This is a genomic window from Hymenobacter segetis (genome assembly GCF_038448715.1).
Classification (GTDB): Bacteria; Bacteroidota; Bacteroidia; order Cytophagales; family Hymenobacteraceae; genus Hymenobacter; species Hymenobacter segetis.
The window spans coordinates 1-18,851 of record NZ_JBCEVZ010000082.1 but is presented as its reverse complement, the minus strand read 5'-3'; the positions used below and the strand labels follow the sequence as shown (position 1 = coordinate 18,851).

Sequence of the window (18,851 nt, the reverse complement as noted above, 5' to 3'; positions counted from 1 at the left end):
AAAGAGGGCCGGCAGGCAAAGAAGAAAGCCACCGCGCAAGCCGAAACAAAATAGGAGCGGACCTGCCTCCCTTCCACTTTCGGAATGCCAAAAGCCCATCGGACCTCGCTCCGGTGGGCTTTTGGCATTCCGAAAGTGGAGGGGAGCAAGGTCCGATGCCCTTCCGCCGTGCCGGAAGGGGAGGGGAGCGAAGTCCGGTCGGCTTCCGGTAGTCTGGAAGCGGAGGGGAGCGAGGTCCGGTGGGCTTCGGGAGATGTGGAAGGCGAGGGGAGCGAGGTCTGGCCTAGCGTGTGTCGTTGGCTAGCAATGAAAATAAACCCACCGTTAATGTGAACGCAAGCTACACGGCTGTATAGGTTAAAATGACCTTGCAAGAGTACGCAGGGGCCCAGCCTTCGAGCACCAGGGTTGTGGGGGCCAGCGTGAGGATTTTATAGCGATACTCGATTTCCTGTCGGACGCCTGGAGGGGCGTACCACTGGGCAAGTTCGCGCCCTTCCGACAGGAAGCGCCACTTGAAGCGCCGGGCTTGCGGCACGTCCGGGCGGCACTTGAGGGGTCCCTCATCCTCCACGTAGGTGCCATCCACTCCAAATACCGTGATGTCGTCGCGGAAGCACGGCTCTTGGCCCGCCATGCCAGGGTTATACGCACCGGGCACCGCGCGCGCCTCTGTACAGAAGACGTAGTCGCTCAAGCGCCACTTGGGCGCGGTCAGCAAGGCCAGTTGGGTGGAGGCGGCCGATGGGCGTTCGCACCCAACGGTTCCGAATGCCCCAGTGGCCAAGAACAGGGCAATGCGCACGGGGCGGAATAAAGGCATGGGCAAGTGGAAGGCAGAAGCAAGCGTTATGATAAAGTAACGCTCCTTTCGGCAAATCATTAGCAGCGGCCCGCTACCAGGGGCACGCAAGCCACTGCCGCACGTGGCGAGTTTAAGAAACCCGGCTACGAATCAACGTTTACGAAATGCCCCGAAGGGATGCGTTTCGTGAACTCGGCAATGACCGGCGAGTACCCGTCGGCGGCTTTTGCCACTCCGGAAGCGGATAGCGAGTACTCGTTTGCTGCCTGAACGGCCTCTTGGTTCTTCGTATAACTTGCCCTTCTGCTGGCGCGCCAACAGGGGAAATGAAACCCACCGTTTTCTTGCACAGGTTATCGTGCCCCGACTGGTATGCTGCTCATAAAGTACCCGCTGGCAAGGGGCATCCACAGAACAAGCCGCCTTTGCTGGGTTGGCCATGCCATGAGCGCAAAGTAACTGCTGCAAGGCTTGGTGAACGCACCCGCCCGGCAGGCGGCGAAGCCACGGCGCAGTGCGCTGGGGTTTGTGGAGTACTTTGCTTCCGATTAACACTTTACGGCTTCTGCCCCATGAAAACAATCCTGACTCAGTTTCTGCTGCCCCTCCTGTTCCTGCTCGGCCTGTGCGGCCAGGCATCGGCGGCGGCGCCACCGGCCACGGCCGAGGGCCAGCCCCTGGCCGAAGCCCTCAACCCCGATGGCACGCTCCGGGCCGGCACCAGCGGTTCGTTCGACGCGCGCGCCTTCCGCCTGCGCACGGCCCCGGACGGGCGGCCCGTGTTTCGCCCGGCGGGGACGGCCGGGGCGGGCGATGAGCGGTGGCAGGACGGGTTCGGAATGAATGGCACCGATGGGTCGGTGCTGGTGGTGGTAAGCGTGGGCAACGACGTATACATTGGGGGGGGCTTCACAACGGTCACTCAGGTAGCGGCCAACAACGTGGCGAAGTGGAACGGCTCGGCCTGGACGGCCCTGGGCACGGGGGTGAACAGCACCGTCCGGGCCCTGGCCGTTGCCGCTAACGGGGACGTGTACGCCGGCGGCAGTTTCTTCCGGGCCGGGGGGGCGCCGGCCAATTATGTGGCCAAGTGGAACGGCACGGCCTGGAGCCCGCTGGGAAGCGGCGTGAATGGACAAAATATCCTTGGTGTTCCCGTGAGCGCACTAGCGCTGGCCCCTAACGGGGACTTATACCTCGGCGGCGGCTTCACGGAAGTGGACGGAGTGCCCGCCAACGGCGTGGCCAGGTGGAACGGCTCAGCCTGGAGCAGCCTGAGCACGGGTGCGGCCAATGGGACAAACGGTCCGGTTAGAGCGCTGGCGGTAGCGGCCAATGGCGACGTATACGCGGGCGGCAGCTTCACGCAGGCCGGCGGGGCCTCGGCCAACAACGTGGCCAGGTGGAACGGCACGGCCTGGAGCAGCCTGGGTACGGGTTCCGGCAACGGCATCACGCTTTCGCCGGGTCCAAGCAATGCTGTTTTTGCACTGGCTATCGGCACGAATGGCGACGTGTACGCGGGCGGCAGCTTCACGCAGGCCGGCGGGGCTGCGGCCAACAACGTGGCCAAGTGGAACGGCGCGGCCTGGAACCCGCTGGGAAGCGGCATGACCGCCGCCACTGACGTCACCGTTTATGCGCTGGCTATCGGCACGAATGGCGACGTGTACGCGGGCGGCGTCTTCACGCAGGCCGGCGGGGCTGCGGCCAACAACGTGGCCAAGTGGAACGGCGCGGCCTGGAGCCCGCTGGGAAGCGGCATGACCGCCGCCTTTAATAGCGTTAGGGCCTTCGCGGTGGCCCCCAATGGCGATTTAAATGTGGGCGGCTACTTCACGCAGGTCGATGGGGTGCTAGCCAACAACGTGGCCAGGTGGCGTGGTGCAACCTGGAGCACGCTGGGCACGGGCAATGGCATAGACGGGCTCGTTTACGCGCTGGCGGTGGCTCCTAACGGGGATGTCTACGTTGGGGGCTCCTTCACCCATGCCGGTGGAGTGCCGGCCAACAACGTGGCCAAATGGAACGGCTCGGCCTGGAGCCTGCTGGGGAGCGGGGCGACCAACGGCGTAAACCTCAGCCGCAATGGCGTAAATATAGGGTATGTTGGTGCGCTGGCGGTGGCTCCCAACGGCGATGTCTACGTTGGGGGCGGCTTCACCACCGCCGGCGGGGTGCCCGTCAGTAACGTGGCCAAGTGGAACGGCACCGCTTGGAGTGGTTTGGGCACCGGCATCACCGGGCCCGCCTTCACGGGGACAACCGTCGCGGCGTTGGCAGTGGCCGCTAATGGCGACGTGTACGCGGGTGGTGCCTTCACGCAGGCCGGCGGGGTTGCGGCCAACAACGTAGCCAGGTGGAACGGCAGCAGCTGGAGCGCGATGGGCACGGGCATGGATATACCCAATATCCCCGTGAATGCATCCGTCAGTACGCTGGCCATGGCCGCCAATGGAGAGGTATACGCTGGCGGCAGCTTTACCCATGCCGGGGGAGTGCCGAGCAACTGCATTGCCAAATGGAACGGCACGGCCTGGAGCCCGCTGGGCACGGGTGTAACCGCACTGGGCTCCACTCCTGGCACCATCAGTTCCCTCGTGGTCGTTGCTGGCGGGGACGTGTATGTAGGGGGGCAGTTTAACGCGGCCGGCGGGATGCCGGCCAGCAACGTGGCCAAGTGGAACGGCACGGCCTGGAGCAACATGGGCGGTGGGGTAAGCGCGAGTTCCGCCGCGTCCGTGGCGGTGGCGGCCAATGGGGATGTCTACGTCGGGGGACGCTTCACCACAGCCGGCGGGATTTCGGCCAACAACATCGCCAAGTGGGACGGCACGGCCTGGAGCCCACTGGGCACCGGGGTGAGGATTGACCCGGCTCTTTATTTTCCTGTTAGTGCGTTGGCAATAGGGCCTGCCGGGAAGCTATATGTCGGGGGAGGATTTATAACGACCGGCGACGGCGCAAAGCCGATGATACATTTTGGTGTTTATGACCCCAATGCGCTGCTGGCTACCGCTACTGCAAGCCGGGTTTCCCCGGTGGCCCTCTTCCCCAACCCGGCCCACGGCACGGCCACGCTGCGCCTGCCTCCCGGCGCCCCCCACCTGCCCCTGACGCTGACCGACGCGCAAGGCCGGTCCGTGCAACGTGCCCCAACCTTTACCGGCCCCGACGCTGTGCTGGACCTGCGCGGGCTGCCTGCCGGGGTATACGTGGTGCGCTGCGGCAATTATTCTCAGCGTCTGGTAGTGGAATAGCTTAGATTCGGCTTCATGTTTCAGGTACAGGGGCAGTCCTCTTAGGTTGACGAGTTCAGGCAGGTAGCAGAACGTTTCGTGAACCCGGAAAACCGGTCGGTCCGCGTTGCCGCCGCGCGCCAGCGGGTTGTGACTATCGGCAATCCGGTCCCCCCTCGGTGGGAGGGACTTTAGCATGACCGGACACCCCGGTGGGGCAGGTTTCGGGTGTTGGGAAAAGGACTGGCCCGCCCGGCCTGCTGCATCCGCTAGCCGCTAGCGCTTCTTTTTCCGGTGCGTGGCTTCGTATTCCTGCTGCGCTTGCCGGCTCACTTCCTCCATTGCTTCCTGCATCTGCTTCATGGCGGCATCGCATCCGATGGATACCGTGTAGCGGTGCAGGTCTTTGCCCTCGGCATCCACTTCGCCGTCTATATCAACGCTGTATTGGGCGTTGTAGAAGTAGCCGTCGTAGGCAGAGAACAGGGGGGCGGGGACGTTCGGGTCGTCGGAGGCGGGCGGCGGGCTTGCGGCGAGCCGGGTAAAACCGGCCGCCACCAGCTGCTTTTGCAGGGAAGCCACGCACGCGGGGCTGCGGAAGCGGTACACCAGATTTTCCAGCAACCGGCCGTGGGCATCGGCCTGGAAGATGAGGAAAGCATCCGTGATTCTCGAATAGACCTTATAGGACGCGGGGTTGTATTCAAGGTCGGGGTCGTCTTCCCGCCACCGCACATGCGCGAAACCTCCTTCCCGCAGTATTTTTTCCACCTCGGAGGGTTGCGGGCTTTCCCCCATAAAATTGCCCTGAGCTGCTTCGGCCACCCGCAGCAACTTTCGCAGCGAAAGATATTGTGCCGATGCCCGGCCACTGGCCAGCAAAAGCACGGAAACGAGCAGCATTTTTATCACGGGAGCCGGGCGGCGCAAGGGCGCTGCCAAAGATAGGCTTGGCCCCCAGTCGGCCCGCGTCGCAGACGCGCGCCAACCGGAGGGGCGCAATATTGCATAGCGTGGCGGAAAAGGCGGCTCGGCTTATTCAGGGTAGTGGTAGCGAAACCTCGCCAGCAATGCGGCGAGCAAGCCCAGCGGGGCTGCCAACACCGCCGCCAAGCCGGAATCGCCCCGGTGGGGCAACCATGTTAACCAGTTCGGCAGCGAGGAATGCTCAAACTGCATCCCCAACCAAGCGGCGGCACCGGCCAGCAGCCAGACCGTGAGGCCAGCCCGCCACACCGGCGCATCAGTCGTAAACCGTCGAATCGTATACAGCGCTACTGCTAGGAGCCCTAACCAAACCAGTAGAAAGAGAAGGCCCCAGACGAGCATATTTTGGGCTTAAATAGAACGCGATTCACCGTCTGTAAAGTAACGCTCCTTTTAGTGAGCCAGTAGCAGCGGCCCGCTATCTGCTGGCGCGCAAGCAGTGGAAGGCGAGGCCCAGTCCTTCGTCCCCTTTGGTGCCACACGGGTCATCGATGGCCAATTTGCCGACCCAGCGCATAATACAACGCCGCCACAATGCCCGCCACGAGAAAATAGAGGAGTGCCAGTGAATACGCCCGACGCCAGAGGGCCTTGAAGCCTAAAAAGCCATTGGCGTAAACGAACAGCTGAGCCGTCAGGACCAACCCGGCAAGGCCCCCTAGGCACACCATCAGCAGGCCGGTGAGTGCCACGAGCCAGCCGTTGAGCACCACCAGCGTGCGGACGGTCATAGCCGGCCGTACAGCCGCTGAATCAGTTGAATCCATCATATGAGGAAGTTTTTGATGGCTGCGGGAAATTGATTGGCTGCCAGGATATGCTTCTCTCCCGCTGGCGCGCGTCGCCGACGCGCGCCAGCGGGGGCGGATGTTGGTGATGGAAATAAAACCCACCGTTTCGCTGAACGTGGGTTGCGTCTTGGCGCTACCTTCGACGACATCCGTTTTCACCCCATGAAGGAATTACAATGCTTAGTCGGCGAGCAGTTGAGTGCCGTGTGCTTTGTGCAGGACTACCTGCAATTGGAATTTGATGGCTACAAGCTCACCACGTATACCACGCCCCTGGTCGAAACCCTGCCCAATGAGTGGATGGCCTACGAGCACGAGCAGTACAAGAATGGGCTGTGCCGCTTCATTGCTCGCCTGGTGGAACAAGTGGTCAGTGAGCCAGGCCGCATCCTGCTTGCTTTTCGAGACTGTAGCGAACGCATCAGCCTGCCGATACATGAAGGCAAAGACAACGTCTATTACACTGACCTCGAAGGGGGATGGTTCGTGGTATAGAGCATGAAGTCATTCTTAGGCTCGTATTCGTTGTTCGTGGTATCGAAAGCCACTGTTCCCGTCACTCCATTTCTGTCCCCTCTTAGAGTGAGCGTCCTATCAGGATAAAGACCACGAAGGGGAACGTCAACCCCATTAAGCTCAATAGCAGCATCAAGATACCATTCGCCCGTTGGCCCTCCCGGCATAGGCGGCGTGCCCACCGCAACAGACAGACCCCTACCACGAAGGCCAGCAGCATGACAAGCAGCAGGGGAGTCCCAAATAAGTCACCAGTTAAAATAGGCGAGAGCAGTAAGGTCAACAACATAGCTTGAAAGTAACCCTGTATTGGGCGTTGTAAAAGTGATTTTCGTAGGGATAAAACAGGGGGCCGGGGAATCACTGGCAGCGGCCCGCTACCAAGTGCCCGTAAGCCACTGCAACATGCCCCTCATCCGCCCGGCTTCAGGCTCCCCATGTGCGCGAAGCCATAGAAGACCCAAAGACTTATCGCCGAAAAAGCCAGCGCGGCCATTACGTAAATGACGTTGGCGTTGGTGCTGCGCGTGGGAGGGGCCGTGACTAGGGCGAGGATGTTGACGCCCGCACTCACGATGACGGAGAGCGCCGCGTAGAGGACATAGCCCAAGCCGCCTAGGTAGCCGTCCTGTTGGTGGGCACTTGCCAGGGCCAGGGCCAAAACAATGTTGGCGATAAACAGGCCATTGAGGACCAGCGGCGACACGTAGTCGGCCGAAGACTGCTTTTGTTCCATGTGATAAACGGTTTTTTTGGTGAATAGAATTTGCTTTCGCTGGCAGAGGCACGGAGCCAGCCCTCCGCGCTAAGCCCGGCCGCCGGCCGGCCTGGCTACCTGCCGCAGCTGCTGCCGCAGGCGGTACACCTGCCGAAACTCCCGGGGGAGCTGCCCGATGCGGGCTTTGCTGCGCTCATCGTTTTCCCAGCGCACGGGCACTTCCCGGATGCGGAAGCCGTGGGCGCGGGCGCGGGCCAGCACTTCCAGGTCGAACGACCAGCCATCGACGGTGCAGGCGGCGAAGGTGTGCGCCGCCGCTGCGGCCGTGAAGGCCTTGAAGCCGCAGTGCGTGTCCATCACGCCGGGCAGCAGCACGCGCTGCACCACCCGGTTCACGAGCCGGCTCCAGACCCGGCGAAACCAGGGCTGGGGCCGCGTGACGCGGGAGCCGGCCAGGTACCGGGAGCCGATGGCAATGTCGGCCCCCGCCGCCAGCGCCCGCAGCAGCGGGTCCAGCTCGGTGATGGGCGTAGAGCCGTCGGCATCGGAAAACAGGCGGACCTGGCCCGTGGCCGCCAGCATGCCCAGGCGCACCGCGTGGCCTTTGCCCCGGTTGGCCGGCGAGCACAGCACGCGCAGGCCCGGCAGCTCGCCGGCCAGGGCCGAAACCAGCGCCACCGTACCGTCCGTCGAGCCATCGTCGACCACGATAATCTCAAAGCGGGCCGGGCGCGCGGCCAGAAACCGATGGAAGCGCCGCAGGGTGGGCTCGATGCGCTGCGCTTCGTTGAAGGCCGGGATAATCAGGCTGAGTTCCATCGGGCTTAGGCGTTTTGCTGGCTGCGGAAGCCGTCGAGCCGGCTGCCCAGGTGGGCATAGGCAATGGGGCAGCGGGCCGAGCACGACTTGCCGCAGTCGAACTGCTGCCGAATGTCTTCCACCGAATACTCGGCCAGGGGCTTGGCCGGCGTGCCGGTTTTGGGCTGGCACAGGTGCACCAAGCCCGCCCCGTCCACCTCGAAGTGGCGGGCCCCCGCCCGGCATTTCCAGGGCTTGCTTTCGCCCCGGGCCAGGGGCAGCTGGAAGTTGTCGTTGAGCACCTGCGGCAAGCGGCCCTTCATGGCCCGAATGCGCAGGTAGGCTTGCAGGGCTTCATCGCTCAGCGGCAGGGCCTGCCCGCTGCTGTCGCGCATCAGCGAGCACTGAAACCCGAAGCCGAAGCCGACCACCGCTTTGGCCACTTCCTCCATCTCGGCCGGGTTGCCGGACCCCAGCACCCCATTCACGCGCACCATGAACTGGGCGTGCTGGCGCAGCAGCTCCAGCTTGGGCCGCAGCCGGCGCATGCTCTTTTCGGTCACCTCGTTGTCTTCCAGACTATCGCAGCTGAGCTGCATCCCAAACAGGCCGGCCTCGTTCAGGCTCTTGATGAGCGGAGCCTTGAGCACGTGGCCGTTGGTGTTTATCATCGGCACCATGCCGGCTTCGGCGATGTAGCGGACCAGCTCGGCGATGTGCGGATGCAGCAGCGGCTCGCCGCCGTTGAGGGTCACAAACACGGCCTTCAGCTTGCGCAGCTTGTCCACCCGCGCCTTCAGTTCTTGCAGCGGCACGGGCTTGGATACTTTGTCGTACTCGTAGCAATAGCCGCAGGCCAGGTTGCAGCGGCGCGTCACCACGATTTGGACCAGCACCGGCCGGTCCTTATCGAGGGCGGCCTTCGCCATTTTCCACATCACCCGGGCCCGGGAAATGCGCATCGGTTTGTCGAAAGAGGGGAGTTTCATGCGGAACGGGGGAATAAGGATGAGGAGACTGCGGCACCCGGCTGCTCACCGGACAGCACAAACCTGCGGTACTATTCGCCCGCTCGGAAGCGTTTTCCGGCGAAGGCGGATTTCGATGCCCTGAATCGGGAGATGAGATGGGTGAATTGGCGGGCCACATGCCGCTTTTCGGCCGGCGGGCTGGTAATTTTGGTTTGGCGCAAGGCGTCGCTTCACCCCAGTCCCATGATTCGTAAAATTGCGTTGGCGGCCCTGGCTGCCACGGCGGTGTTCCACGTGGCGGTGTTCATCGAGTATGGCACCCTGTGGGTGGGCGCGCTGGCCAGCTACCAGGAGCTGCTGCTGGTGTTTGCCTTTCTGCTGGCCACGTTCCTGGTGCATGCGCCCATTGCCCGCCTCTTCGGGGCCGACCGCCTGACCAAACCGCCCGCCCCGGTCAAAGCCCTGCTGGAAGGGCTGAGCGTGGTGCTGGTCAGCCTGGTGTTCTGGGTGATGTTCTTCACCATTCCGCAGCACTACCTGGTGCCCACCGCCGAAGTGACGCCCAAAGCCCTGCGGCTGTCGCTGGCCGTGAGCGCGGTGCTGTCCCTGTTCTTCTACTACTTCGTGGAGCGCGAGCACATGCGCAAAAACCTGGAGCAGGAAGTCATTCGGGCGGCGCAGCTGCAAAAGGAAACTTTTCAGGCGCAGCTCGAAGCCCTGCAAAAGCAGGTTGACCCGCACTTCCTGTTCAATAGCCTCAACGTGCTCGGCTCGCTCATTCACCTCGATGCCGACCGGGCCGTGCAGTTCCTCGGCCAGCTGGCGGAAGTATACCGCGCCCTGCTCGATACCGGGGCGCAACCGCTGGTGCCGCTGCACCGCGAAATGGCGCTGGTGCGCGCCTACGCCAGCCTGATGGAAACCCGCTTCGGCGCGGCGCTGCGCGTGGAATGGGACGTGGCCCCGGCCTGGGAGCAGGCCTTGGTGCCCCCCACCGCCGTGCAGATGCTGCTCGAAAATGCCATCAAGCACAACGGCTCCACCACCCGCAAGCCGCTGCTCATAAAGGTATCGGCCGCCGACGGCCTGCTGGTGGTCGAAAACAACCGGCAGCCCCGCACCGACGCGGTGGCCTCGACCCACACGGGCCTGCCCAACATCCAGCGCCGCTACCAGCACCTCACCGACCGCCCCGTGGAAATCGTGCCCACGGCCGCGTCCTTCGTCGTCCGCCTCCCGCTCCTCACCGCCCCCGCCGCATGAACGTCCTGATTATCGAAGACGAGCCCCTGGCCGCCCAGGCGCTGGCCGCCGTGCTCACCCGCCACCGGCCCGCCGCCCGCATTCTGGCGGCGCTGGGCTCGGTGGAAGAAGCGGTGGAATGGCTGCGCGAGCACCCGGCCCCCGACCTGCTCTTCTGCGACATCCACCTATCAGATGGCAACAGCTTCGACATCTTCCGGCAGGTGGCGGTGGGCGCGCCCGTCATCTTCACCACCGCCTACGACGCCTACGCCATCCAGGCATTCCAGGTGAACAGCGTGGACTACCTGCTCAAGCCCCTGCAAGCCCCGGAAGTGGAACGCGCCCTGCTGAAGTATGAAACCCTGCACCCCGCCACACTGCCCGCCGCCGCCGAGAACGTGCAGCGCCTGGTGCATGGCACGCCCCGCTCGCGCTTCCTGGTGAAGTCCGGCACGGCTCTGAAAGCCGTGCCGATAGATGATGTGGCGTATTTTCTGGCCGAAGAGGGCGTGGTGTTCCTCGTCACCCACGCCGGCAAGCGGTTCATCATCCCCGACACGCTCGACCAATTAGAAGGCCAGTTAGATGCCCAGAATTTCTTTCGCATCAACCGCCAGTTCATCCTGAGCATCGGCGCGGTACAGGAAATCCGGCCGTATTTCAAGGGCCGCCTGGTGCTGCAGGTAGCGCCCCCGGTAGTGGGGGAGGACCTGGTCGTCAGCGCCGGCCGCGCGCCAGCCTTCAAGCACTGGCTGGACCACTAAGCTCCTGGTAGCTTCTTGCGATTCGGACCCTTTCGCCGAACGCCTCCCGGTGCCAGGCGCATTGCGCTGCGCGGGGTCTTATTTCATTTTGCGGTAGTTCAGCGTGTTGCCCCGGGCGGTATAGCTGAGTTCGAGCCCCTGGGCATCGACGCCGACCACTTCCCAGCACATATCCTCACTGGGCTCTACCAGGTAGCGCCCGCTGTTGCTGGGTTGCCCGGCTCCCGGTTCGGCGGGGCACGCCTGGTCCAGAATAAAGGCCGCCGTGTCGAGCGGCACGCCCTCATAATAGCTGATGTAGCGGTGGCCGCGCAGCTCGATGACGCTTTTCGGGTCTTCCGTGCTCTGCCACGTGCCCTGCAACCGCGCGTAAGTGCTTGTGTCGGCCGTTGGGGTTGGTGGCCGCAACGTGTCGCGGCTGGCCTGCGCGGAAGGAGGGGGCTCCGAGGAGCAAGCCCCGAGAAGGGCAACTACGGGAAGCAGCAGGCGAAACGTCATGAACAGGCTTTGCGTGGGAGGTAAGTATGGAATAAACGGCCCGGGGCCGCAGGGAGTAATCAAACCCTCCTTTCCGGGAACCGACACCAGACGGCTACGTGCCTGCTGCGGGAGGGTTCGGGTTTGCGAAATGCCTCGAAGGGATGCGTTTCGTAAACTCGAAAAGCCAGTTGGCCCGTATCGCCGCCGCCCCGCCAACCGGGAAATCTCTGCTGCTATCTTGCCATTCTATTGGCAATCTGCACCCTTTCCGCTACTTCCATGGGCACGCTCCGCATGAAATTACCGCTCCTTCTTCTTGGCAGCCTCACCGTGGGCAGCTGTAGCCGGCCCGTAGACGATACCGCCGCCATCAAGCACCTGCTAGAGCAGGAATCGGCCACCTGGCGGGCAGGCGACGTGGCGGGCCATGCCGCCTGCTGGCACGTCACGCCCTACAGCCGCATCCTGGTTTCCACGGCCGACGGCCAGTTTTTGGACGTGCCGCCCGCCCGCATGCTGGCCCCCTCGCCCTCGATGGGCCAGGGCGGCACCGCCGTCAATACCAACTACCACATCAGCATCACCGGCCCCACCGCCTGGGTGAGCCACGACGAAGAATCGACGGCCCGCAACGGGCAAAAGAGCTACTCGACGGAACTCCGGCTGCTGGAGAAAATCGATGGCCAGTGGAAGCTGGTGGGGCAGTCCATTCATTTGCATAAGCAGTGAGCGAGGGGGCGCTAGGTGGGGAAGATGAGAATAAAACCCGCCGTTTAGCTGAACTGGCCATTCTCTATCCCTTAATATTAGTAATGCCTAGTTTCGTACCCCTACAACTGCCCTCTAACCAATGAAACAGCTTCGACCAGCCCTATTGCTTTGTACCAGTCTACTGATGGTCGCTTGTGGCAAGGATACGCCAAAGCCAGAGCCCGACTTGTTAGGTCGCTGGAACGCCGAAAGCACGGAGGGCTTTAACTATTCTGCCTCGGGAAAGCTTGAAAGTCAGGTGATGCAGGTAACGAAAGACTACTACATGGTCATTACCCAGGATTCGCTTTCGTACCGTGAGCTCCTGAATGGCAGCGATTGGGGCAAAGCCAAATACACCCGCCAGGGCAACGAAATTCGATATGGCACTGCACATGGAACCATCACCGAATTAACGGAACATGCGCTCACGCTCCGCTTTGTTGACCCTTACAAAAAGCCAAACACCCCTTATCAGGAGGTGGAAGACCACTATACCCGGTAAGCCGTTTGCACTAATCATCTGAAATTTATAAGCTGCTGTGCGGCATCTACACCCGGCCGAATCAATTAAACGACTTACCCTCTTTTATCTAAACAGCTCCTTTCCTCCGCTGCGCTTCCTGCTGAGGCAGGGGCCGGATATTTTTCTCCACGGGTTACTTTTGAGCAGAGCAATAAACCACCGCCCCATTGCCCGCTGCCCCAAAAGCAAGGCCCGGCGCACCTCCTGATTTCTCCCGCCTGCTTCCCCGTATGCCTTCCCCGCCGCTCCCGCTTCCGCTCCGGGCCCTTGCCGCCGAATCGGTGCTGAGCGACCTGCTGGCCGTGTCCATCACCGGGGTCATCTACTACACGCCCATCTACGACGCGGCCGGCACGGGCACCATCGTGGATTTCACCTTCGAATACCTCAACCCGGCCGCCCAGCGCATGATGCACATGCCGGAAGTGCCCGCCGTGACCCACAACCAGCAGTGGCCCCATAGCAAGGCCCACGGCACGTTCGCCTTTCACGTCGAGGCCTTCGAAACCGGGGAGCCCCGCGAGTACAACATCAACTACCAGGCCGACGGCTACGACAATTACTACCGCCTGGCCGCCCGCCGCACCGGCGATGGCCTGCTCGTGAGCTTCACCGACACCTCCGACCAGCCCCGCACGCCCGTGGAAGTGGCCCTGCGCGAGGCCCAGGCCCGCACCGAGCAGCAACGGGCGCAGCTCGAAGGCCTGTTCATGCAAGCCCCGGCGGCCCTGTGCCGCCTCGATGGCCCCGACCTGGTGTATGCCCTGGTCAACCCCGTCTACCAGCAGCTGTTTCCCGGCCGGCCGCTGCTCGGCTTGCCCCTGCTCACGGCCCTGCCCGAGCTGCGGGGGCATGCCGTGTGGGCCACGCTGCAGCGCGTGTACCACAGCGGCGAAACCCACGTCGACCAGGGCGTGCATATCCCGCTGGCCCGCACCCCTGGCGGCCCGCTGGAGGACTATTACTTTAACTACATCTTTCAGGCCGACTTCGATGCCGAGAGCCGGCCCCGCGGGGTGCTGGTCTACGCTTTCGACGTCACCCATGACGTGCGCGTCAGCCAGGAGTTGCAGCAGCTCAACCAGGAGTTGGAAACCCGCGTGCAGGAGCGCACCGCCGCGCTGCAGGAAACCGAAGCCCGCTTCCGCATCATGGCCGATGCCGCGCCCAACCAAGTGTGGGCCGTGAACCCGGACGGCACCATTCGCTACGCCAACCAGGCCTTCCTCAACTTTGTCGGGGTGAGCCTGGAGCAGTACGTGGCCACGGGCTGGGCCGCCTACCTGCACCCCGAGGAGCTGGACCTGGCCCGAAACACGCTGGCCGAGGCCATTGAAACCCGCAACCTGTACACGCTGGAGCACCGCATGCGCCGCCACGACGGGCAGTACCGCTGGCTGCTGGCCCAGGGCGCGCCCAGCTTCTACCCCAACGGCGACCTATACGGCTACGTGGGCTCGGCCATCGACATCACCGAGCTCAAGCAAACCAACGAGCGCCTCACCCGCACCAATCAGGACCTGGACAACTTCGTGTACGCCGCCAGTCACGACCTCAAGCAGCCCGTCAACAACCTGGGGGGCTTGTTTGAGGAGCTGCGCCGCAGCATTTCCTTCGCCGACCTGACCGAAGAGCAGCTGCTCATGCCCCTCATTCAGGACGCGCTACAGCAGCTGGGCCACACCATCGACGACCTGGCCGCGCTCGGCCAGGCGCAGCAAACCAGCGAAGCCGCGCTATCGGAAGAAGTCCCGCTGGCCGACCTGCTGGAAGAAGTGGTGAACACGCTCGAACCCCAGGCCCGGGCCGCCCGCGCCCGCATCACGGTGGACTTCGCGGCCCGCCCCGCCGTGGCCTTCGCCCGGGCCAACCTACGCACCGTTCTGCTCAATCTGCTCAGTAATTCCCTCAAATACGCCGACCCGGCGCGGCCCGCCCGCATCCACGTGTCGGTGTGGGTCGAGGAAGGGCAGCCCGTGCTGGTGGTCGAAGACAACGGCCTCGGCTTCGACGCGGAAAAGCACGGCACGGAGCTATTTCAGCTCTTCCGACGGCTGCACACCCACACGCCCGGCTCAGGCGTGGGCCTCTACCTCGTCAACCGCATTGTGCAGGCCCACGGCGGCAGCATTGCGGTAGACAGCCAGCCGGGAGCCGGGGCCACCTTCCGCATCCGGCTGGGCCGGGCCTGAGCTGCGGTAAGGCCACGCCCGGCCCGGCCCTATGTATGACCCTGACGCCGGCTTACGGCCACCATTCGGCCCGGCCCCCACTGGCCGCGCCGAAAAACATAACATTCAGCCGCGCCAATGCGCGATGGGCAACCGTAACCCAATCATCACCCGGCCATAATGTGCCGGGCGGCTTAGCCCAGCGCCTCGCGCACGGCCTCTTTCACGCGGCGCAGCTCCGTATCGCCCATGGCCGAGCCGCTGGGCAGGCACAGGCCCCGGGCAAACAGGTCTTCGCACACCGCGCCGCCGTACATAGGCGCGGCGGCAAACAGCGGCTGCAGGTGCAGCGGCTTCCACAGCGGCCGGCTCTCGATGTTGCGGGTTTCGAGGTGCAGGCGCAGAGCTTCGGGCGTGGGGGCGGGCGCGCCATTCTCAGGGTCGGGCGAGGACAGGAGGACGGTGGTGAGCCAGCGGTTGGAGCGGCTGCCGGCCGGCTCCGGGGCTAGGGCTACCGTGAGGCCGGGCACGGCGGCGAGGTGCTCGCGGTACCAGTCAAAAATCTGGCGGCGGCGCTTCACGCGCTCGGGCAGCAGCTCCATCTGGCCACGCCCGATGCCGGCCAGGATATTGCTCAGGCGGTAGTTGTAGCCGGTTTCGGAGTGCTGGTAGTAGGGGGCATCGTCCTTAGCTTGGGTGGCCAGGAAGCGGGCTTTCTCGGCTAATGCTTTGTCATAAGTCACGAGTGCACCGCCGCCGCTGGTGGTCAGAATCTTGTTGCCATTGAAGGAAAACACGCCCACCCGCCCGAAGCCGCCCAGCGGCTGCTGCTGCCACTCCGAGCCCAGCGCCTCGGCCGCATCTTCCAGAATCGGAATGTCGAACTCCTTCGCCAAAGCCAGGATTTCGGGTAGCTTGGCTGGCATCCCGTAGAGGTGCACCAAGATGAGGGCTTTGGGCTTGCGGCCCTTCGCAATGCGGTCCACGATGGCCTCCCGCAGGCGCTCGGGGCAGATGTTCCAGGTTTCGGGCTCGCTATCCACAAACACCGGCGTAGCCCCGAGGTACACAATCGGGTTAGCCGTAGCCACGAACGTGAACGAGGGGCACAGCACCTCATCGCCCGGCCCCACGCCCAGCAAAATCAACCCCAGATGAATAGCAGCCGTGCCCGACGTGAGCGCCACCGCATACGGCACCCCCACCGCCGCACAGATGTCGGCCTCGAAGCCCGTGATGTTGGGGCCGGCCGGAGCCACCCAGTTGTCCTCAATGGCCTTGTGCACATAGTTCAGCTCGTGCCGGCCGAGGTGGGGAGGGGAGAGGTAGAGACGGTCGTAATCCTGGCTGCGCATGGGTTGTGTTATAGTAGAAGAACGTCATGCTTCGCGGCGCTCTGCATGACGTTCAAAGAAATTCTCATTATTAAATAGCTCTAGCCGGTACGCCTACCGCCGTCACATTCGCGGGCAAATCGCGCACGGCCACCGCGCCGGCCCCGAGAATGGTGTTCTCCCCGATGTGCACGCCCTGGATAACGGTAGCATTCGTCCCAAGGTACACGCCGCTATCCAGCCGGGCCGCGCCGCTCACGTTGGCGTGCGGCATCAGGGAGCAGAAATCGCCCAGCACGGCATCGTGGCCCACGGTGCAGCCCAGATTGAGCAGCACAAAGCGGCCCAGCGAAATATCACAGGTAAGAATGCAGCCCCGCTGAATGATGCAGCCCATGCCCAGCGCCACGCGCTGCCCCGGCCCCAGCGCCACCGCCGGATGCACGATGCTGGGAAAGCTAAGCTGCGCCGAGGTGAGCCGTGCCACCACGGCCGCCCGGCTTGCCGAGCTGCCCACGGCCACGGCCACGGCCAGCGGTTCGGTGGTGGCATTAAGGTCGGCAGCAGTGCCGAGGTAGGGGAGGCCGCCCACGGTGGGCGTGGCCGGCGCGTGGTCGTCGTAGAAGCCGCGCAGCAGCCACGTCGGCTGGGCCTCGTTGAGCTGCTGGAGCAACACCAGCACCTCGCGCCCCAGGCCGCCCGCCCCGAAGATGACGAGTGCCGGCAGGGCTTCGGTCACGTCGTAATCAGAAAAGAAGAGTTGCGTCATAGAAATACATTACGAAGAAGGCGGCAGCGGTGGACTGCCTCTAAATGCTGCCGTGGTGGCCTCACCGGGCATATTGATGCCGCGCGCGCCCAGCACCCGCCCGGCGGTGCGCCACAATATCAGCAGGTCGAGCCCCAGCGAAAGGTGGTCGACGTACCACACGTCAAATGCGAATTTTTCCTCCCAACTGATGGCGTTGCGGCCATTCACCTGCGCCCAGCCCGTGAGGCCGGGGCGCACGTCGTGGCGGCGGGCCTGCGCGGGCGAATACAGCGGCAGATAGGCGGGCAGCAACGGGCGCGGCCCCACCAGGCTCAAATCGCCGCGCACGATGTTCCAGAGCTGGGGCAATTCATCGAGCGAGGTGGCGCGCAGCCAGCGGCCCAGCGGCGGCAGGCGCTGGGCATCGGGCAGGGGCTGGCCGGTGGCGTCGCGGGCATCGGTCATGGTTTGCAGCTTGTACAGCGTGAACAGCCGCCCGTGCCACCCCGGCCGCGCCTGCCGAAACAGCCAGCGCCCCCGGTTCTGGACGGCTGCCAATGCCGCCGCGCCCGCCAGCAGCGGCAGCGTGAGCAGCAGCAGCGGCCCGGCCAGCGCGAGGTCGAGCAGGCGCTTACCGTGGCGGGTGTAAAAGGAAGCGGGAGCGGACACGACGCAAAAGTACCTTTGCGGCTGCCGCTTCGCTGCGGCCCTGTCTGTGCCCGCCCCATGCTCACCTTCCCCAACGCCAAGCTCAACCTCGGCCTCTACGTCACCCAGCGCCGCCCCGATGGCTTCCACACCCTCGAATCAGTGTTTGTGCCCCTGCCCTGGACCGATGCGTTGGAGATGCTGCCCGCGCCCGCCGGGGCCGCCACCAGCCTCACGCTCACCGGCCGTCCCATCCCCGGCGACCCCGCCACCAACCTCTGCCTGAAAGCCTACGAGCTGCTGCAAGCCGACTTCCCCGAGCTGCCGCCCGTACAGATTTACCTGCACAAAATAGTACCTATCGGGGCCGGCTTGGGCGGCGGCTCCGCCGATGCCGCCTTCGCCCTCAAAGCCGCCAACGACCTGTTCAGCTTAAATCTCCCCATTGAAAAGCTGGAAAGATACGCCCGCCGCCTCGGCTCCGACTGCGCCTTCTTCATCCAGAACAAGCCCGTGCTAGCTGTGGAAAAAGGTGACGTATTCGAGGAAATCAACCTGAATCTGAAAAGCGTGTCCTGCATGGTCGTGTACCCCAACCTGCACATCAGCACCGCCGAGGCCTACGCCCGCATCACCCCGCAGCCGCCGAAACACCCGCTGCGCGAAGCCCTGGCCCAGCCCATGAGCACCTGGCGCGACACCTTGAGCAACGATTTCGAAACGGCCCTCACGCCCAGCCACCCGGTGCTGGCCGAAATCAAGCAGAAGCTTTATGATGCTGGCGCTACTTATGCAAGCTTGTCGGGTTCTGGCTCGGCCGTGTACGGCCTGTGGGAAAACGGGGAGCCGGTGGCAATGACGTGGCCGACGGAATACACGGTGTGGCAGGGAATGCTTTGAGTAGGCATGGTCGGCTTGTCATTCCGACGAAGGAGGAATCTGAGATAAAACGATGAACGAGTTCACCCAGATTCCTCCTTCGTCGGAATGACAAGGCCCGGGTGCTAAACCGGCATCGCCGGCTCCAAATCCGGCTCCTTATCCTTCATCAGCCGCGCCACCAGCGGGTGAATGAGCACGCTGAGCACGATGAGCAGCGTCCCAATGTAGAAGCCCGTGCTCATGCGCTCGCCGTTGAATTGGGGCGCGTGCAGCAGCCCTTTGGTGTGCAGCCAGTAGATGGCCGCCGCCATCGAAATGCCATACACCGGCTCCAGATTAATGGTCAGGTTCACGGCAAAGGGCGAAATCCGCTTCATCAACTCCACCGACGTGGAGAAGGCGTACACCGTGCACACGCCCGCCAGCAGCAGCAGCCAGAGCCAGTCGTAGCCGTGCCACGCCAGCTGCAAACCCT

General features: G+C 63.7%; 19 protein-coding genes and 1 pseudogene. 8 read left to right on the top strand and 12 right to left on the bottom strand.

All coding sequences use genetic code 11. The features are described 5' to 3' along the window. Positions 1-340 precede the first annotated feature (340 nt). A complete protein-coding gene (locus AAFH49_RS20460; RefSeq protein WP_342301097.1) occupies positions 341-823 on the bottom strand; it encodes a hypothetical protein in 483 nt (160 codons plus the stop codon). A 554-nt stretch (positions 824-1,377) separates the two neighbouring features. On the opposite strand from AAFH49_RS20460, the gene AAFH49_RS20455 reads away from it, so the two are divergent. Further along, positions 1,378-4,065 carry a T9SS type A sorting domain-containing protein gene (locus tag AAFH49_RS20455; protein WP_342301095.1) on the top strand — a complete coding sequence of 896 codons (2,688 nt, stop codon included), beginning with the start codon at positions 1,378-1,380 and terminating at the stop codon, positions 4,063-4,065. 255 nt (positions 4,066-4,320) lie between these two features. Here the strand turns inward: AAFH49_RS20455 and AAFH49_RS20450 are convergent, their stop codons facing one another. The 3 genes from AAFH49_RS20450 to AAFH49_RS20440 form a co-directional block, all read right to left on the bottom strand. Beyond that, positions 4,321-4,947, bottom strand: a complete 627-nt coding sequence (locus AAFH49_RS20450; RefSeq protein ID WP_342301092.1) for a hypothetical protein — start codon at positions 4,945-4,947, stop codon at positions 4,321-4,323. A 132-nt stretch (positions 4,948-5,079) separates the two neighbouring features. Next, on the bottom strand, positions 5,080-5,373 hold the full coding sequence (locus tag AAFH49_RS20445) for a hypothetical protein (protein WP_342301090.1): 294 nt from the start codon (positions 5,371-5,373) through the stop codon (positions 5,080-5,082). A 143-nt stretch (positions 5,374-5,516) separates the two neighbouring features. Further along, positions 5,517-5,981, bottom strand: a complete 465-nt coding sequence (locus tag AAFH49_RS20440) for a hypothetical protein (RefSeq protein WP_342301089.1) — start codon at positions 5,979-5,981, stop codon at positions 5,517-5,519. Between the two features lie 3 nt (positions 5,982-5,984). Between AAFH49_RS20440 and AAFH49_RS20435 the strand changes: the two genes are divergently transcribed. Further along, a complete protein-coding gene (locus AAFH49_RS20435; protein WP_342301087.1) occupies positions 5,985-6,317 on the top strand; it encodes a hypothetical protein in 333 nt (110 codons plus the stop codon). Positions 6,318-6,750: 433 nt separating this feature from the next. Here AAFH49_RS20435 and AAFH49_RS20430 read toward each other — a convergent pair whose 3' ends face one another. The 3 genes from AAFH49_RS20430 to AAFH49_RS20420 form a co-directional block, all read right to left on the bottom strand. Continuing rightward, entirely contained in the window at positions 6,751-7,074 is a 324-nt protein-coding gene (locus AAFH49_RS20430; RefSeq protein WP_342301085.1) for a hypothetical protein, read from the bottom strand. Positions 7,075-7,143: 69 nt separating this feature from the next. Further along, complete coding sequence (locus AAFH49_RS20425; RefSeq protein WP_342301083.1) at positions 7,144-7,875, bottom strand: dolichyl-phosphate beta-glucosyltransferase; 732 nt, start codon at positions 7,873-7,875, stop codon at positions 7,144-7,146. A 5-nt stretch (positions 7,876-7,880) separates the two neighbouring features. Next, the gene (locus tag AAFH49_RS20420; RefSeq protein WP_342301081.1) at positions 7,881-8,843 is read right to left on the bottom strand and encodes a radical SAM protein; all 963 of its coding nucleotides are present in this window, start codon (positions 8,841-8,843) and stop codon (positions 7,881-7,883) included. A gap of 225 nt (positions 8,844-9,068) precedes the next feature. Here AAFH49_RS20420 and AAFH49_RS20415 point away from each other — a divergent pair, with 225 nt between their 5' ends. Further along, a complete protein-coding gene (locus tag AAFH49_RS20415) occupies positions 9,069-10,088 on the top strand; it encodes a sensor histidine kinase (protein ID WP_342301079.1) in 1,020 nt (339 codons plus the stop codon). After that, positions 10,085-10,834 carry a LytR/AlgR family response regulator transcription factor gene (locus AAFH49_RS20410; protein ID WP_342301078.1) on the top strand — a complete coding sequence of 250 codons (750 nt, stop codon included), beginning with the start codon at positions 10,085-10,087 and terminating at the stop codon, positions 10,832-10,834. The genes AAFH49_RS20415 and AAFH49_RS20410 overlap by 4 nt, the downstream gene beginning before the upstream one ends. A gap of 78 nt (positions 10,835-10,912) precedes the next feature. On the opposite strand, the gene AAFH49_RS20405 is transcribed toward AAFH49_RS20410, so the two are convergent. Then, positions 10,913-11,332: a hypothetical protein gene (locus AAFH49_RS20405; protein ID WP_342301077.1), complete on the bottom strand. Its 420-nt coding sequence runs from the start codon at positions 11,330-11,332 to the stop codon at positions 10,913-10,915. Positions 11,333-11,608: 276 nt separating this feature from the next. Here AAFH49_RS20405 and AAFH49_RS20400 point away from each other — a divergent pair, with 276 nt between their 5' ends. From AAFH49_RS20400 to AAFH49_RS20390, 3 genes are all read left to right on the top strand, one after another. Continuing rightward, positions 11,609-12,043 carry a Cif family virulence factor gene (locus tag AAFH49_RS20400; RefSeq protein WP_342301075.1) on the top strand — a complete coding sequence of 145 codons (435 nt, stop codon included), beginning with the start codon at positions 11,609-11,611 and terminating at the stop codon, positions 12,041-12,043. Between the two features lie 121 nt (positions 12,044-12,164). Next, a complete protein-coding gene (locus tag AAFH49_RS20395) occupies positions 12,165-12,569 on the top strand; it encodes a hypothetical protein (protein ID WP_342301073.1) in 405 nt (134 codons plus the stop codon). Positions 12,570-12,820: 251 nt separating this feature from the next. Further along, a complete protein-coding gene (locus AAFH49_RS20390) occupies positions 12,821-14,782 on the top strand; it encodes a sensor histidine kinase (RefSeq protein ID WP_342301071.1) in 1,962 nt (653 codons plus the stop codon). Positions 14,783-14,955: 173 nt separating this feature from the next. On the opposite strand, the gene AAFH49_RS20385 is transcribed toward AAFH49_RS20390, so the two are convergent. From AAFH49_RS20385 to AAFH49_RS20375, 3 genes are all read right to left on the bottom strand, one after another. Continuing rightward, entirely contained in the window at positions 14,956-16,116 is a 1,161-nt protein-coding gene (locus tag AAFH49_RS20385) for a DegT/DnrJ/EryC1/StrS family aminotransferase (RefSeq protein WP_342301070.1), read from the bottom strand. 70 nt (positions 16,117-16,186) lie between these two features. After that, entirely contained in the window at positions 16,187-16,864 is a 678-nt protein-coding gene (locus AAFH49_RS20380) for an acetyltransferase (protein ID WP_342301067.1), read from the bottom strand. A 9-nt stretch (positions 16,865-16,873) separates the two neighbouring features. Then, positions 16,874-17,515, bottom strand: a complete 642-nt coding sequence (locus tag AAFH49_RS20375) for a sugar transferase (protein WP_342301065.1) — start codon at positions 17,513-17,515, stop codon at positions 16,874-16,876. A gap of 57 nt (positions 17,516-17,572) precedes the next feature. On the opposite strand from AAFH49_RS20375, the gene ispE reads away from it, so the two are divergent. Further along, entirely contained in the window at positions 17,573-18,394 is an 822-nt protein-coding gene (gene ispE / locus AAFH49_RS20370; protein ID WP_342301063.1) for a 4-(cytidine 5'-diphospho)-2-C-methyl-D-erythritol kinase, read from the top strand. Between the two features lie 104 nt (positions 18,395-18,498). Here ispE and AAFH49_RS20365 read toward each other — a convergent pair. Then, positions 18,499-18,851: pseudogene (locus AAFH49_RS20365) on the bottom strand (hypothetical protein); the annotation flags it as partial.

Bases quoted from the DNA above. Each gene is read 5' to 3' on its own strand.
- AAFH49_RS20460 (WP_342301097.1), bottom strand. From the start codon at position 823: ATGCCTTTATTCCGCCCCGTGCGCATTGCCCTGTTCTTGGCCACTGGG.
- AAFH49_RS20455 (WP_342301095.1), top strand. From the start codon at position 1,378: ATGAAAACAATCCTGACTCAGTTTCTGCTGCCCCTCCTGTTCCTGCTC.
- AAFH49_RS20450 (WP_342301092.1), bottom strand. From the start codon at position 4,947: ATGCTGCTCGTTTCCGTGCTTTTGCTGGCCAGTGGCCGGGCATCGGCA.
- AAFH49_RS20445 (WP_342301090.1), bottom strand. From the start codon at position 5,373: ATGCTCGTCTGGGGCCTTCTCTTTCTACTGGTTTGGTTAGGGCTCCTA.
- AAFH49_RS20435 (WP_342301087.1), top strand. From the start codon at position 5,985: ATGAAGGAATTACAATGCTTAGTCGGCGAGCAGTTGAGTGCCGTGTGC.
- AAFH49_RS20430 (WP_342301085.1), bottom strand. From the start codon at position 7,074: ATGGAACAAAAGCAGTCTTCGGCCGACTACGTGTCGCCGCTGGTCCTC.
- AAFH49_RS20425 (WP_342301083.1), bottom strand. From the start codon at position 7,875: ATGGAACTCAGCCTGATTATCCCGGCCTTCAACGAAGCGCAGCGCATC.
- AAFH49_RS20420 (WP_342301081.1), bottom strand. From the start codon at position 8,843: ATGAAACTCCCCTCTTTCGACAAACCGATGCGCATTTCCCGGGCCCGG.
- AAFH49_RS20415 (WP_342301079.1), top strand. From the start codon at position 9,069: ATGATTCGTAAAATTGCGTTGGCGGCCCTGGCTGCCACGGCGGTGTTC.
- AAFH49_RS20410 (WP_342301078.1), top strand. From the start codon at position 10,085: ATGAACGTCCTGATTATCGAAGACGAGCCCCTGGCCGCCCAGGCGCTG.
- AAFH49_RS20405 (WP_342301077.1), bottom strand. From the start codon at position 11,332: ATGACGTTTCGCCTGCTGCTTCCCGTAGTTGCCCTTCTCGGGGCTTGC.
- AAFH49_RS20400 (WP_342301075.1), top strand. From the start codon at position 11,609: ATGAAATTACCGCTCCTTCTTCTTGGCAGCCTCACCGTGGGCAGCTGT.
- AAFH49_RS20395 (WP_342301073.1), top strand. From the start codon at position 12,165: ATGAAACAGCTTCGACCAGCCCTATTGCTTTGTACCAGTCTACTGATG.
- AAFH49_RS20390 (WP_342301071.1), top strand. From the start codon at position 12,821: ATGCCTTCCCCGCCGCTCCCGCTTCCGCTCCGGGCCCTTGCCGCCGAA.
- AAFH49_RS20385 (WP_342301070.1), bottom strand. From the start codon at position 16,116: ATGCGCAGCCAGGATTACGACCGTCTCTACCTCTCCCCTCCCCACCTC.
- AAFH49_RS20380 (WP_342301067.1), bottom strand. From the start codon at position 16,864: ATGACGCAACTCTTCTTTTCTGATTACGACGTGACCGAAGCCCTGCCG.
- ispE (WP_342301063.1), top strand. From the start codon at position 17,573: ATGCTCACCTTCCCCAACGCCAAGCTCAACCTCGGCCTCTACGTCACC.